Below are 14,202 nucleotides of genomic sequence, written 5' to 3' on the forward strand. Positions count from 1 at the left end.
AGCTTCTTAATCATTTCACTTTAAATCTGAACGCTATTATAGCGGTCTTTTACTTGAAACGTGGTGTTCTTTTCGACTCAATTGTGTCTCGAACCGTCGAATTCGAATACTTTATCGTGTGGCTATTTACACTGACAGGCTCTAACAAAGGTGAAACAAACAGTAAACCCAAACGATAGAAGGCATTCTGAATGCTTCCCTAATCCGCTTTTTAGTCACTCGCTTTGATGAGAACGGTGTATGGCATTCTGCTTACTTTGCCGCTGCTAAAATTGCAAAATCTTAAAAACGAAAGATTAGTAGATACTGTTTTTCTGCAACAAAACTACGTCGGCAGTGACGATATGAAGCGTAAATCCCCATTGTTTGGCAATAAAGTTAAATGTCTTCTCACTAAAAAAACTCACATGAGTTTGATCATTTTTATAGTGCCAGTTAATAAATCGTTCTTTACTCAATACCCGTTTGGTCATAATGGCAAGCCAACCTCTGGATTTAAGAAGTCGATGCCACAGTTCCAATTCGCGGTGCGGATTATGGAAATGCTCTATTGCTTCGGTGCAACTTATAAAGTCGTACTTTCGCGTTAATACGGACTCGTCAGGTTGGAAAAAGGGATCGTATATGGCTACCTCATGACCCGCATCCTCTAATATTTGCGCGAGTACGGGAGAGGGGCCACAACCAAAATCTAATCCACATTGCTGTAAGGGCAACGCATCTAGTAAAGGGATCGCCAAACGCGATAAAAAATTTTTATAACCTTCATCTTCTGCATCGTTTTCATGTAATTTATATTCATTTAACTCAGTGCATGTTGAGGGGAGGGCTTTCTTTTCCACAAAGACCAGGTCGCACGTTTGGCATTGCCAGTAACTGCGCCTCTTATCTTGTATATAGAATTCAGTATTGTTGGTTTGGCAAAGGGGGCAGGCGTGATTAGACATTAAGTAAGTTAAGTATTAAAAAAGAAAAAAGGCGATAGCCTGAACTATCACCTTGTTTGTATGAGTGTCTGATGACACCTCTCCCGTTATCGCACCTCTGTGTGCTAGTTAGCTTCCTGCTAAGCCCTACTTTTTATTATTATTAACAGAGCATCTTTTCTTATTGTTTTGGATCTTCCTGACGCTTTATTGCATCGTCCTTGTGTTATTTCTTATTATTATTATGTATTCCCCTGAAGCCACTTTATTATTTTAGTATGTGTGAGCATCAAAAGTTATGCAGTAGAATACAGGACATATTTAAAATTTCAACCACTTTTATTACAATTATTTAACAAATTGATGAAATTAGTGGAAATTTAGTGCAACCCTGAAATGTAACTTGCCAGTATCGCGATATCTTCATCAGTTAATTTTTGTGCGATATCGCGCATCATCCCGTTCATATCATTAGTGCGCATGCCGTCTTTAAACGCATTTAATTGTGCGGCAGTATAGGCTGCATGTTGGCCACTGATATCTGGGAAACCGGCTAACTGCATACCGTTACCACTGGGTCCATGGCATGCAATGCAGGCAGTAATACCACGGTCTTCATCGCCCCCGCGATACAGCGCTTCACCAGGCTCAATATATTCTTCCAATGTGGCACCAGGGGTCGCTTCCTGATTGGAGTAATACGCAGCTATGTCTTCCATATCTTGTAGAGATAGGGGGGCTGCCATACTGTTCATTACAGCACTATTACGTCCTTCTTCGCCACCTGTTTGGGATGCCAGTTTAAATTCTTGTAGCTGCTTAACAAGGTAGTTTGGATGCTGACCTGCAAGCTTTGGATTTGCTTCTATTACACTATTTCCGTCAGGCCCATGGCAAGCTGCACATGTGGCAGCCTTTTCTTTGCCTGCAGCAGCATCGCCTTTTGCGAAGGCAGCGCCACTTAGCATAAATGTCATTCCAATCAGCAAACACAGTTTTTTCATAATTTATCTCTGTAATTGTCCCAACGGCAAGCGTGGTATACGTGTTATCATCGCTATTTTACACATTTAATGCGCTAGAAAAACCTATTCCATGTTAAAACTATGGTTTTTCGCCATTTTTATTGCAATATCCTGTCATCCAGACGGCTATTGCGCAACTAAAATTTGAGCTACGATACATGACGTACTATACAAAAGCGAAATTTTTAACCAGTGCTCCTGATATTAAACATTTAAAAGATGAAGGTGGGGTCGAAGTCGCCTTCGCCGGTCGTTCTAATGCCGGAAAATCAAGTGCATTGAATACGTTAACCCGCCAGCGAAACTTGGCCCGTACCAGTAAGACACCAGGTAGGACGCAATTAATTAATGTGTTTGAACTTGATGAAGAGCGAAGGTTAGTAGATTTACCCGGTTATGGCTATGCTCAGGTACCACTGGCGATGAAGAAAAAATGGCAAGCATCATTGGGGGAATATCTACAAAAACGTTCTTGCCTAAAAGGGCTCGTGGTATTGATGGATATTCGCCACCCGTTTAAAGACCTTGATCAGGATTTAATCCATTGGGCGGTAAGTGCAGACCTTCCGGTATTGGCGCTATTAACCAAATCTGACAAACTTAAATCCGGTAAACGTAAGGCACAATTATTGATGGCCAGGGAAGCTGCTTTGGCGTTCTGTGGTGATGTGACGGTGAATACATTTTCGGCGCTCAATAAACAGGGGTTGCCCGAGCTAGAACAAATGCTTAACCGTTGGTTAGGCTTGGAAAGGGATACTAAACCTGAGGGATGATCACGCTAATTGATTGGCTAATCTATTGTAAACGGTGGGGGTCTCATTTACGTGAAAAAATAGCCCCACGATGACAGCCTGTAGTTATCTCAGGCTGAGTGCTCTTTACTTACTTTAACAGTTCTAGCTCCCTCCCATGTTTTTCTTGCATAAAAAGGTACTCGCAGTCTCGTATCAGTGCAGCATCCGACATATTGTCTGTAATAATGAGAAGATTCGAACAGGGTGTCCGAAATAGCGCTGGTCAAAGTCAGTCCCAAATTCCGTGTAACCGAAAGTAGACTAAAAGGCATAATGAATGCTCAACTTTACAAACTCTTCTTTTCTTAAAGCGTGTAAACGTTGGTCCTCAGGAGAGGAGTCTAAAACGCTTATAAACTTGAATTTGTATCGTACATAATCGCTTAGTCGATATTGATAGTTAAGCTCTAGGTATTGCCCTTTATTATCGAGATCATAGCTGTATAAAAAACGGATATTCCCTTGATTAGTTTCGCCAAAGTCGAACTTTGCACCTATAAAGATATCGTTCTGACCATGTGTTTCGGCAGTGATACCCCGGTCATCAAACACGTATTCAGCTATAAATATAATTTCATCAATATAGTCTTCCAGTATATAACTTGGGTATTCAATGCCTATATTCGAAGTGGTAAAGGCGCTTTCGCGCTCCTTTCCGAATTTAGCTTCAAGCTTTAAGGTGAAGTCGTCAGCTAAATATACGCCGTCTAACAGCACATTTTTCGTTTGTATGTAGTACGGGAGTAATTCTTTTAAATTGACTTGAGGGATTAGAATAGGAGAACGTCGCGTTCCTTCAAAATATGAAACGGCAAATTCGTAATCGCTAAAGTAAAAAAGTGCTCTTGTGGCAAATCCACCCTCTTTTTCATTATTCTCATACACATTTTTTTCCGATACTGGCAATCCAAAGGCAGGTCGTTCAGGAAAGTCTATAGGCCTGAATTCAGGTAAAAAATAAATACTAAATTCGCCGTTGCTGAAGGGGTGCGACATCGAAATAAAGGTCTGACCAAGCTTTACCTTTCCGTCTAAGCTTTCCCTTAGATCAGATTGATTTAACACGTTGACCACGTTAATAGATTCGGAAACGCCCCAGAAAAATGTGTCGACCCCTGCGCCGAGGGTTATTTTACTATTACTAAAATAAACATTTGCTTTACGAATATCGGTATAGCGTCGAGCATTATCCATGCTGTCCCAATTAGTAAAGATCTCACCGTTAAATGTAAGCTTTTCTAGCGCATATTTTAATTTAGCTTCTACTCTAATTCCGCCGCTGAGTTGGTCGCTTACCGCTTCACTCTTTTCTTCAAAGTAATAGCGACCGTTCGTTGCTAAATCAGCATTGAAATCGTCGAAAAGATTATTAGCCACTCCTTTACCAGGTAAAATGATAAAGATGAGAAGAATATAAAGCGGCGGGAACATTTTACTCTCAGTATGTGCGCACTTAGACAACCGACAAGCCAACTTACATTACTTCCCTAGTGAACTACGGTGAAATTCTCTTTTTGTCAGACCTGAACCGAACTGTATGGAACTGTACTCTAAAACGGTAGCTTTGTTAGTCTGTACGTTTCGCATTTCCACAACATTAGCGCGCCAATACTTATCGTTGTAAAGTTTAAAATCGGTAGCGGTAAACACTTTAAGTAATGAATCTTTTCTATCGTAATACTCTATTTTGTGAATTTGCTTATTGTCTTGCTCAATCCACATGATTTGTTTGCTATAGCCAGAGTGTTTATCAACCGGGAAACGAGTAATAACGTCACACTTTGAGTTGTCCATATTTTTATTAGGACAGGCTTCGGTCCTTAAAAACCTATAGTTATAATCTTCTAGGTTTTTATTCGTCATATCTTCAAACGAAAACTCACTACCCATGAACGCACCAGACTTATTTCGCGAAGATATCCGTTTAGTACGGTCAACCGTGGGTAAAAAAAGCCATTGATCATCCGTGCCCTCTCGCGAAGGGTGGGTAAGTAGTGCCGTGCCTTTGATATCTGCCGGAAAATCGAATGTAATAAGCGATTTATCCCCCTGATCCGTGTTCTCGAGTATTTTAATTTGCAGTTCTCTGACCGTTTGTGCGCCTTGCCCATTCTTCAGTATCATTGATAATTTTGCGCTGCTATCTTCAAAACCCGCGTCTCGCGTGTCGAGCAATGCTGCAATTTCATATCCTTTACCCACACTATTTTGTTCAGCGGAAGCATTGCTAGCCACCACAACAAACGGGAAAGTAACTAACATTAGGCGTAATTTAATAGATTTCATAAGAGTTCCTTCTAATTTGGATGGTTTATAAGCTGGCTTTGAGGTACCGAAACGGGGATGTTTCGAATAAAGCGAAGGGCTAGAACGGGCAACACTATTAAGTCGAAAAGCAGGGCTAGAATAATTGTTCCGCTAGTTAATAGCCCCATTTGCGCATTTTTTTCAAAGGTGGAGGTCGAGAGCAACAAAAAGCCAACTACCAGCAAAGCTGAGCTGATAACTATCGCGCTCATAGTATGATTAAAGGTGTTTTTAACACTTTGCTCGGGCGTGAGTCCTCTTTTTAAACCACTAATGTACTGATATAGGAAGTGAACTGTATCATCGACGATTATACCAATTGCCATGGCTGATACACCGGCTAGGCCCATTGAAATTTCGCCATGGATGCAATACCAGAAACCAAATGCTATTCCTACGGGAATTAGGTTAGGTATGAGTGTTAACATCCCGATATAAAGTGATCTGAAAACGAAGGTTAGCGCAATCGATATCACAAGAAATGCTAAAAAGGCACCCTGCAACAAACTAACGATATTCTTTTGCCCAATGTGAGAGAAAATTAATGAAGGGCTTGAGTAGCTATAGCTAATATCGGTGGGTTTATTAGTATCTAACCAGTTTTTTACCTTGTTCTCAAAAGAAAGCATTTGATTAGAGCTACTATTGCGTAATCGGACAGTTAGTTTTAAAGCTGAGTTATCAAAGCTCATCATGTCATTAACCCCTTTACCAAATGGAAGTGACATTTCATAAAGCAGAAAGTGCTGCGCTGCCATAGTGGGGTTATCAGGAATACGGTAAAAGGCTGGATTATCCTTATTCATCAATTGGTTTAACTGTTTTATGCGATGCAGTGGACTGGATGTGGTAACTACTTCAGGCTGTTGCGTAAGCCAACTATCAAATCGCTCGACAAAAGCTAAATATTCAATCGAAAACACACCACTTTTTTGAGTAGTGGAAAGAGAGTAGCCGATATTATATAAACCAGAAAATTGCTCATCGATTGCTTCTGATTGTGCTCTAAACGGCACCGATTCATCAAAATATTTTATTAAGTTATCGTTACCCTTGTTTAATAGGCTTAAACCGGCAAAAACTAACGTACAAGGCACTACGATAAAAAGTATTTGTTTTTGTTTTCTGATGACAAATCCTGAAAGCCAACCCATGTTATCGAATACCTTTACGGCATAACTTTTTCGGCGCGACAAGGTTAGTTTCATCAATAAAGCGGGCAAAAGTGTAAACGAGAGACATAGCGAAAACATCACGCCAAAAGCAACAATGTTGCCTAAATCTCTAAACGGGGGGGAGTCACTGGCATTCATTGCAAGAAAACCGATAACCGTAGTGAAATGACTCACGAAAATTGGTTTAGCATTATGTTGATAGGACGCCAGAATAGCCTCGCGTTGTGAAACGCCGTTAATTAGTTCTCTCTTAACATAACTAATTATGTGAATGCTTGAGGCGACAATAACCGTGAACATAATTATGGGGGCCGAAATAGACGGGGCAGATAACTTAATACCAGCCCAGCCCGCTAAACCCAGTGCGCCAAGTAACGAAAGTAGCAGCACAGTGAGAATGCAAAACGCCGCCTTTGCTGAACCTAAAATTACGCCCGCCGCAACTAAAACAAAAATTATCATCAAAGGAATTAAGGTAACAAAATCACGTTTTGCAGAAGTAAAGAATGCACTATTCATCGACACTAACCCTGACACGAAAAATTCGTGTTTTGGGTATTCAAGCTTAAGCTTATTAAGTATGTCTTCTACACCCTGGCTAACTGCCAAGGTTTCTTGTTTATGATTGATTCCAGGTAAAAGTGTTGTGATATTTATTGCGGCGTATTTTCCATCGGCTGTAATAAGGTTGCCCACCAGGTCTCTTTCGACTCGTGCAAACTTTTTAATGTAGTTAACATGGGCCGGTGTAATTTGGTTTTTTTCATACACAAATTCTTCAATCGTAATGTCATCATCCACCGCTCGTGAGTGGGGAAAGTTTGTGAGTGAATCTACCCGGGACACATGAGCGACGTTCCATAATGCTTCGGTAAAGGAGTGTAATAAGGTTATCGTTTCGATATTGTATACATCTGGTAGCTCGGGTTTAATCATGATGAAAATGTTGTCGGTTTTACTGTATGTGCTTTCCATCGTCTCTAACACTTGTAAATCAGTATCATCCTCATCAAAAAATATTTTATAGTCGCTCGATAACCCCATGTTTTTTAACCCTACGATAGCTACCAAGGTAAGTAACACAGCAATGAAAAGCAGAATTTGATTTACTTTAGGGGTCAATAGCCAGTTTATGCTTTCTCTATTCTTCATATTGCTTCTCCTTATTTTTCATGTGGTTTTCAAGAAGAGAAACAACATGAGTAGCATCTTTATGCACGCCCAATATCAATTCCGAACCCCGGCAACTAAACCATTTTCGACCTAATACAAATAGCCCAGGTTCGGGAGTTAGCCCTTGGGAATGAATAAAACCCTGGCGATCGATACAATGTGGTAGCTTTAGCCAATGCGTATAGTCTCTATACCCTGTGGCCCATATCACCACCTCGACGTTGTCAACAAGTCCGTCAGTGAATATCAATGTTTCTTTGGCACAGGATATGAGGCGCGATCTAATTGTCACCCCCAATTCCGTTAGACGCCTATTATTAAAAGCCGCACAAGGAACCGGGTTTCTTTTTTTAAGTATTCTGGCAACTATTGACGAATTTCCTGAATCTATAATTCCTGATAACTTTAACCACCAGAACAAATCTTTGCCCAGTACGCGGTTTGGTGGTAATGCCCGAGGTGCCCCCGTCGCTAAGGTCACGTCACATCGATTAGCAAGACCACCCGCAATTTGCCTTCCCGAAGCACCGCCACCTATCACGGCCACCTTACAGTTATCTGGGATTATTTTTAACGAGGTGAGTTGAGAGGTGTATTGCATCACATTTTCTGATAACTCATCACTTACTTTAGGAATATGAGGAACCTGATTTGAACCCGTGGCATTAATTACTGTTTTAGCCAGAAATTCTTCACCAGAACGCAGATATATCAAAAATAATCCATTGTGCTTTTTGACAGACGTTACTTCTGCTTTTTCGCGTACATTCAGGTTGAACTTCTTTACGTAAGACTTAAGATAATTTGAAATTTCCAAAGGCAGCGGAAACTCATCCGTAACACCGGGCAAAGCGAGTTCAGGGAGCTGTGAAAATTGGCGAGAAGTAAACAAGGGAGTAGATAACAGCCGCTGCTTCCACGCAGAACCTACTTCACTTCGTTCAAGTAAAAGACTATCAAAACTGCGCTTTTGTAGTAATCTAGCCGCGTAGACGCCACATTGGCCTGCACCAATAATAATCACATCCCATACGCGCATTTTAATTCACCTGATTAGCTGTTTGAGATGTATCACACACATAATCAATGAGCGAATTCACGGTGGGATAATCGAATGCTAAGGTAGGCGCAACATCAGATTGAATGAAGTCTTCAATCACGGTCGTTAATTGAACATGACCTGCCGAATCTAAGCCTAAGCGCGAAAGTGAGGTATCGGCGTGGTCTTCTAATGAAAATCCCTCAACCTTAGCGGATAGAAAGTTTGTAATCTCTTCTATTAGCGCGTCTTTTGAAAATATTTCGTTCATGGTTTCTACCTTAACTATCTAACTATTGGGCGTTAAATCAATTCAATACATGCAGAACGTTTTACTTTTCCGCTAGTGGTTTTAGGAATAGTGCCGGGTTTAACGATGAGTAGTTTATCGAACGCTATTTCATGATGTTCGCTAACCAGTGCTCTAAGGTCGTTTTGTATTTCTGTATGATCGAGCTTGTTGTAAACGCGTTTTTTAATTTCGACTATTGCAGCAAGTTTGATTTTTGAGTCGTGTTGATAGGTAAAAACCGACGCGCCATTAATTCCATTTGCGTGTTGGTAGTTGTTGAATGTACGTTCAATATCATAGGGATAAAAATTACGACCACGTATAATAAGCAGTTCTTTAATCCGCCCTGTGACGTACAGACTTTTATTTTTGACGAAACCCAAATCCCCCGTTCGTAAGTATTGAAATCCATCGTCGGAGAGTAATTGCGCCTGAAAGCCGCCCTTCGTTTTTTCAGCATTATTTAAATAGCCGGCGGCTACACAATTTCCAGCGATCCATATTTCTCCAACTTCATCTTGTGAACACTCCACTTTGCTTTCCGGATTCACAATCTTGACCCTGAAATCAGGTCCAATATGACCACAGTCGACAACTTCTAGACCGGCGGTTCGTTGGACTACCTTACCCCGTGACAGTTTTACTTTGTCTAAGGTAATGGTTTTGAGGCCTTGTTGAGGTGGACCTCCCGACACTAAGAGGGTGGTTTCTGCCATGCCGTAGCTTGGAAAAAAACTCGATGGCTTAAAACCATAACCAGAGAACTTGGTTGAAAAGGCTCTTATCGTTTGTGGGCAGACTGGCTCTGAACCATTCAGCGCTACTTTCCAACAACTAAGGTCAATGTCTGATAAGTTTTCTTTTTCATCTATAAAGTTAACACAGTGCTCATAACCAAAATTAGGTGCAGCGGAGCATGAAATATTGTAATAAGAGATAAGCCGTAACCATCGACTAGGTCTCTGCACAAAATACATCGGAGGCATGAAAACATAGGTTCCTGCCATATAAAGTGGATGCATCATGTGACCTACCAACCCCATGTCATGAAATTGTGGCAACCAGCCTCCTACCACAACGCCTCTTTGGTGGTTACAAGCTACCCGAATAGCTTCCATGTTCTGAACGATGTTTGTATGGGTAACTATGACGCCTTTGGGGGCACTTGTAGAGCCTGATGTGTATTGGATAAAGGCGGTGTCGGTAGGCTCGATAGTAGGTAAGGGGGCACTCACTTCTACTGCATCTTCTTCCGTAACCCAGGTTAAACCCTCACATGCCGTAGAATTTAATTCCGTTATTTGCGCTGCCAGCAATAACTTTGTCGATTGTGTAGTCAGTATTGCTTTAATATTTGCGTTGTTAATAATGCTGATCGTCCGCTCGAATTGTTGAGCGTTTCGCGTGACATTAAGGGGTACCGCCGCCACGCCCGCTAATAAACACGCCAAAAAATTAATTATGAAATCAAATCCAGTGGGATAGAGTAGCGCGACAGGTTGGTCTCGGTAGCCTAAAGAGACAAGTAATTGCGCTCTCTCACTGACCGCACCATATAGTTGTGCATACGTTATATGTTGTGCTGTTTCCAATCCTCTAGGCTGAAAAATACAAGCGTTTGAGTCGGGTATTGAATGCGCGTGTTCACGAATAGCATCCATAAATAAGTGAAACGTAGGTTGCATAACTTACCTCCCGCTGATTGCTATTAGTGCCTGCACTTCGGCAACTAAGGTGGTCACAAATCTTTTAACATCATCCCGCGAGGTGAATCGACCAAAGCTAATTCGAACTGAACTAACAATATCGTCATCGCTTAACGTCATCGCTTCTAATACATGCGAAATGTTTTTTGCTTTATTGTTGCTACATGCAGACCCGATAGAAATAATATAGCTATGCATTATTTCCATACGAGCGGCTAAAGCTTCGCCGCGGATTCCGGCGATAGAAATATTGAGGGTATTTGATAAGGCATCATTGTATGCGGTGCTGCCATTGTATTTTATTTGTATTGGTGAGGAATCCAGTAGGCTCATCATGTATTGCTTGCATGACCAATTATTTTGATCCCACCTTTCAACCTGATTCGACGCATCTTGCGCCGCTTTAGCCAAGCCAGCAATAGCGACAAGGTTTTCGGTTCCTGAACGCATAGATAATTCCTGCCCTCCGCCGTGAATGAGTGGCGTTATGCGTGACGCATCTTTGATATATAAACAGCCAACCCCTTTAGGGCCATAAAACTTATGTGCAGAAAGCGATAAGTAATCTACATGGAGGGCTTCCAGATCTATTCGTCGCTTACCCACTAATTGAACGGCGTCTACATGAAACGGAATGTGTTTGTCACGAGCCAACTTGGATATATCAGGAATAGGTTGTAAAACACCTGTTTCATTATTGGCATACATAATAGTAATTAGCTGAGTATCATCACGTAACGCTCTTTCGACATCAGAGACGTTTACCTTTCCGTTTTGGTCGGGCTTTAAATAGGTCACCGAAAAACCAAAATGAGCAACGCAATACTCTACGGTACTTAAAACCGACGCATGTTCGATTTCACTCGTTATTATGTGTCCCGGGTTAGCAATGTGGTTAAGTAGTACACCCTTTACTGCCCAATTATTAGCTTCAGAGCCCCCGGAGGTGAAGAATATTTTGCTGGGTTGAGTATTTAGCAGTGAGGCAACTTGATTTCTCGTATCATTAATAATCTTCTTGCTAAGCATCGCGTGACGATTACTACTCGAAGGATTAGCAAAATGTTTGATGGTGGGTATCATCGACTCTACTACTTCAGTTGAAATAGGTGTGGTAGCGTTATAATCAAAATAGCCAGAAAGACGCTGCTGTTCCATCTCACGCTACTCCAATATCTAGCTGGCTCACAAGTTTGGAGTGAAGCTCTGATAAAATATCTAAGCAATGGCGTTGCGACGGCTCTAGTTCCCCTAGCATCGAGCTGATTTCCTGAGTACATCTTTTGGAAATAGTAGTGATAGACTGCCCCTCTATTGAGCGACAAAAAACATTTGCCGTCGCTAACGAAGTTGCACAACCCCACGCTCTAAATACCGCTTTACTAATCTGGCTATCAGAGATTAGAAGCTGAACTTTAATGCGATCGCCGCATACAGGGTTTCCAATCTCTATCTCATGATCTGCCGTCTCTAAATCACCTACGTAATTTGGTGCGGAAAAATTATCAACAATAATATCGTTATACATGTGTTTACCTCTGAGAACTCTCTAACCAGTGAGGTAGAACTGTCATTAGGACATTGTTCACTGGCTAGTCGGTTAGTAAATTATGCGACCACCGGGCAAGCGCTGGAATGCAACTCTTCTGTTTCATCAAGTTGCTTATCAAGATTAACTGCACAACATCCGAATTCGGTCGACTCGGGTAAACGCATCACATACTCAACCCGTTGACCACTTCGGTGATCATTGTCTGTTTTGGGTAATAATCGAACTAAGTCTTCGGTGAGAATAAAGCCTGGTGTAGAACGAGCTGAAGGGTCAAGGATTGCTAATTGCCCCACTTCGTTAAGTGCGACTTCTTTATCTAAATTTTGGGGGTCTCGCACTGAGAAATGGATGTAGGGCGAAACGTGTTTAATTCCATGTTTGTCATCAATAGCGACTACATTAGATTCTACAAGCGCGTAAATATCGCGAATTTGATGTTTCTCCACGCCCAGGTATTCCATACATTCACTGTTAAATTCTGCACGCGAGAGCATTTCCCCACTAAAGCGCTTCCAGCCTCCCAATGTAATAATTAAGGTATTCTTATCCAGTTTTATCCTCTTATTAGTTGCCTTTAAAAACCGAATAAAACGGTTAATTAAGAACGGAGGGCCAATAATGTGGCGGTCGAAGTTATTCTCCCAAACGGATAATTGATTTAGCGCGTCCTCCGGAACGAAGTTGTCACTTCGTACCATAAATTTGTGAGTGTCGAGTAAACCAGCCATCAAATTCAACGCTTTTATCATACCCATTTCAGGGATTTCTTCGTTAGACGGACATAAATATAAACCGGCTCCTTTAGAGATTTCGAAGAACTCCCTATACATGGCATAGATACCTAATATCGCGTTATCAACAGTTTCTGAGCAACGTCGTGAGACACTGGGTATGCCGGATGTCCCAGTGCTTCGCATCTCTAATTCGACACTTTTAAGGCTTTTCGATAAAAGTTTATGGTTGTCATTCGCTTTAAAAAGGTGAATGGGAATCAGAGGTAGTTTGATTAAGTCGGCAGGAGACCTTAAAGACTCGGGGGTGATTCTTTTTTCATCGCATGCTGAGCGATAAAACGCATTATTGTTATAGTGGAACGTAAAGGCTTCAAATATGAGTGATGTTTTAAACCCTAGCAACTGTGCTTCAGGCATCGCGAAAAGTTGCTTAGTAGAGGAAAGTGCCACTTTTATTGGATCTAAACCTGCGCGCATTAATGTATTCGTTAATTCCATTGAAAATAATCCGTTACTTAAAAAATGTAAGAGAACTTATTTTAATGGGTGGCTGAACGAATACTTGTATAAACTTGCTAACTTATCGAGAGCAGAGTTTTTATTTCTGAAATTGATAGTCCAAACATCTTTTTGAACGTACGACTCAAATGAGCGCCATCAGAAAAACCAGCGCTGTAGGCAGCCTGGGTGGCTGAAGCTCCTTGAGCAATAGCATTACTTGCGCAATATAGGCGTCGCCACCTTAAGTAGGGTCGCCATGCGATACCAACTTGTTGACTAAATAAATGCAGAAAATGACTTTCTGATATGTATAACTCATCGGCGACATCAGATGCACGCCAATTGGCAGGTTTCTGGCACTCACCGTCAAAACATAAGTTTAGTTTTTCCATCAGTTTACGAATTCTTTTATCGGTGATTTCACTGATATCGAGAGTGAAATTCAGTGGCAAACCAAGTTGGCGAAATAGCGGTGAAATTTCCGTAAATGGACAAGAGATAGGGGAGGCGGGAGCACTATATTCATCCACCAGGTGGGATAGGGTAGATACCGGAGAGTTATTTAATAGTTGGCGTAAACCTAAGCCCAGTGTGCTTTGAGGCTCTACTAACAATAGCCAGCCTTCTGTCAGTTTTAACCGATGCTCTACTTGCGAATCGATAATGAAACTGCCTGACAACTCCCCATCTGACCATTCACATAATGCCCCTTGAGTTGACCAAACAATCTGTATTGCATGATGTTGGTGCTTTTTTGCGTCCAGGGCCGCGCCATAAAAAAGAATCATGCTTTCTTTAATCCACACACTAGGTTTTAAAGAGGTAGCCACATTTTCAGACATAGAGTAAGGGATTTCACTGCATCATTAATATTGGCACAGTATAAAAGATACAGAGGTGTGAAGCCAATTAGATAAATTGCATTTATGTTGCTTTGCGTTTTTTATCTACCTCTACATGAATCGCCACGGATGA

The 14,202-nt window shown here is 41.4% G+C and carries 13 protein-coding genes; 1 reads left to right on the forward strand and 12 read right to left on the reverse strand.

The window, feature by feature from the left end:
• Positions 1 to 296: 296 nt before the first annotated feature.
• A complete protein-coding gene (locus tag OPS28_RS16750; protein WP_265610609.1) occupies positions 297 to 947 on the reverse strand; it encodes a class I SAM-dependent methyltransferase in 651 nt (216 codons plus the stop codon).
• Between the two features lie 359 nt (positions 948 to 1,306).
• Complete coding sequence (locus OPS28_RS16755; protein WP_265610610.1) at positions 1,307 to 1,930, reverse strand: c-type cytochrome; 624 nt, start codon at positions 1,928 to 1,930, stop codon at positions 1,307 to 1,309.
• Between the two features lie 179 nt (positions 1,931 to 2,109).
• On the opposite strand from OPS28_RS16755, the gene yihA reads away from it, so the two are divergent.
• The gene (yihA, locus tag OPS28_RS16760; RefSeq protein ID WP_265610611.1) at positions 2,110 to 2,727 is read left to right on the forward strand and encodes a ribosome biogenesis GTP-binding protein YihA/YsxC; all 618 of its coding nucleotides are present in this window, start codon (positions 2,110 to 2,112) and stop codon (positions 2,725 to 2,727) included.
• 282 nt (positions 2,728 to 3,009) lie between these two features.
• Here the strand turns inward: yihA and OPS28_RS16765 are convergent, their stop codons facing one another.
• From OPS28_RS16765 to OPS28_RS16810, 10 genes are all read right to left on the reverse strand, one after another.
• Positions 3,010 to 4,125, reverse strand: coding sequence for a hypothetical protein (locus OPS28_RS16765; RefSeq protein ID WP_265610612.1), 1,116 nt, complete (start codon positions 4,123 to 4,125; stop codon positions 3,010 to 3,012).
• 102 nt (positions 4,126 to 4,227) lie between these two features.
• Positions 4,228 to 5,034: an outer membrane lipoprotein-sorting protein gene (locus OPS28_RS16770; protein ID WP_265610613.1), complete on the reverse strand. Its 807-nt coding sequence runs from the start codon at positions 5,032 to 5,034 to the stop codon at positions 4,228 to 4,230.
• 11 nt (positions 5,035 to 5,045) lie between these two features.
• A complete protein-coding gene (locus OPS28_RS16775) occupies positions 5,046 to 7,382 on the reverse strand; it encodes an efflux RND transporter permease subunit (RefSeq protein WP_265610614.1) in 2,337 nt (778 codons plus the stop codon).
• Complete coding sequence (locus OPS28_RS16780) at positions 7,372 to 8,442, reverse strand: flavin-containing monooxygenase (protein WP_265610615.1); 1,071 nt, start codon at positions 8,440 to 8,442, stop codon at positions 7,372 to 7,374. The genes OPS28_RS16775 and OPS28_RS16780 overlap by 11 nt, the downstream gene beginning before the upstream one ends.
• A gap of 1 nt (position 8,443) precedes the next feature.
• Positions 8,444 to 8,713: an acyl carrier protein gene (locus OPS28_RS16785; protein ID WP_265610616.1), complete on the reverse strand. Its 270-nt coding sequence runs from the start codon at positions 8,711 to 8,713 to the stop codon at positions 8,444 to 8,446.
• 32 nt (positions 8,714 to 8,745) lie between these two features.
• Positions 8,746 to 10,419, reverse strand: coding sequence for a fatty acyl-AMP ligase (locus tag OPS28_RS16790; RefSeq protein WP_265610617.1), 1,674 nt, complete (start codon positions 10,417 to 10,419; stop codon positions 8,746 to 8,748).
• 3 nt (positions 10,420 to 10,422) lie between these two features.
• The gene (locus OPS28_RS16795; RefSeq protein WP_265610618.1) at positions 10,423 to 11,598 is read right to left on the reverse strand and encodes a cysteine desulfurase family protein; all 1,176 of its coding nucleotides are present in this window, start codon (positions 11,596 to 11,598) and stop codon (positions 10,423 to 10,425) included.
• 1 nt (position 11,599) lies between these two features.
• Positions 11,600 to 11,968, reverse strand: coding sequence for an iron-sulfur cluster assembly scaffold protein (locus tag OPS28_RS16800; RefSeq protein ID WP_265610619.1), 369 nt, complete (start codon positions 11,966 to 11,968; stop codon positions 11,600 to 11,602).
• Between the two features lie 80 nt (positions 11,969 to 12,048).
• Complete coding sequence (locus tag OPS28_RS16805; RefSeq protein WP_265610620.1) at positions 12,049 to 13,224, reverse strand: LuxE/PaaK family acyltransferase; 1,176 nt, start codon at positions 13,222 to 13,224, stop codon at positions 12,049 to 12,051.
• Positions 13,225 to 13,301: 77 nt separating this feature from the next.
• Complete coding sequence (locus tag OPS28_RS16810) at positions 13,302 to 14,069, reverse strand: AraC family transcriptional regulator (RefSeq protein WP_265610621.1); 768 nt, start codon at positions 14,067 to 14,069, stop codon at positions 13,302 to 13,304.
• Positions 14,070 to 14,202: the final 133 nt, after the last annotated feature.

Origin of the sequence: Alteromonas sp. ASW11-130 (assembly GCF_026183735.1) — a bacterium.
GTDB lineage: Bacteria > Pseudomonadota > Gammaproteobacteria > Enterobacterales > Alteromonadaceae > Alteromonas.

Excerpts from the sequence above, each read along its gene's own strand:
- OPS28_RS16750 (WP_265610609.1), bottom strand. The coding sequence starts at position 947 with ATGTCTAATCACGCCTGCCCCCTTTGCCAAACCAACAATACTGAATTC.
- OPS28_RS16755 (WP_265610610.1), bottom strand. The coding sequence starts at position 1,930 with ATGAAAAAACTGTGTTTGCTGATTGGAATGACATTTATGCTAAGTGGC.
- yihA (WP_265610611.1), top strand. The coding sequence starts at position 2,110 with ATGACGTACTATACAAAAGCGAAATTTTTAACCAGTGCTCCTGATATT.
- OPS28_RS16770 (WP_265610613.1), bottom strand. The coding sequence starts at position 5,034 with ATGAAATCTATTAAATTACGCCTAATGTTAGTTACTTTCCCGTTTGTT.
- OPS28_RS16775 (WP_265610614.1), bottom strand. The coding sequence starts at position 7,382 with ATGAAGAATAGAGAAAGCATAAACTGGCTATTGACCCCTAAAGTAAAT.
- OPS28_RS16780 (WP_265610615.1), bottom strand. The coding sequence starts at position 8,442 with ATGCGCGTATGGGATGTGATTATTATTGGTGCAGGCCAATGTGGCGTC.
- OPS28_RS16785 (WP_265610616.1), bottom strand. The coding sequence starts at position 8,713 with ATGAACGAAATATTTTCAAAAGACGCGCTAATAGAAGAGATTACAAAC.
- OPS28_RS16790 (WP_265610617.1), bottom strand. The coding sequence starts at position 10,419 with ATGCAACCTACGTTTCACTTATTTATGGATGCTATTCGTGAACACGCG.
- OPS28_RS16795 (WP_265610618.1), bottom strand. The coding sequence starts at position 11,598 with ATGGAACAGCAGCGTCTTTCTGGCTATTTTGATTATAACGCTACCACA.
- OPS28_RS16800 (WP_265610619.1), bottom strand. The coding sequence starts at position 11,968 with ATGTATAACGATATTATTGTTGATAATTTTTCCGCACCAAATTACGTA.
- OPS28_RS16805 (WP_265610620.1), bottom strand. The coding sequence starts at position 13,224 with ATGGAATTAACGAATACATTAATGCGCGCAGGTTTAGATCCAATAAAA.
- OPS28_RS16810 (WP_265610621.1), bottom strand. The coding sequence starts at position 14,069 with ATGTCTGAAAATGTGGCTACCTCTTTAAAACCTAGTGTGTGGATTAAA.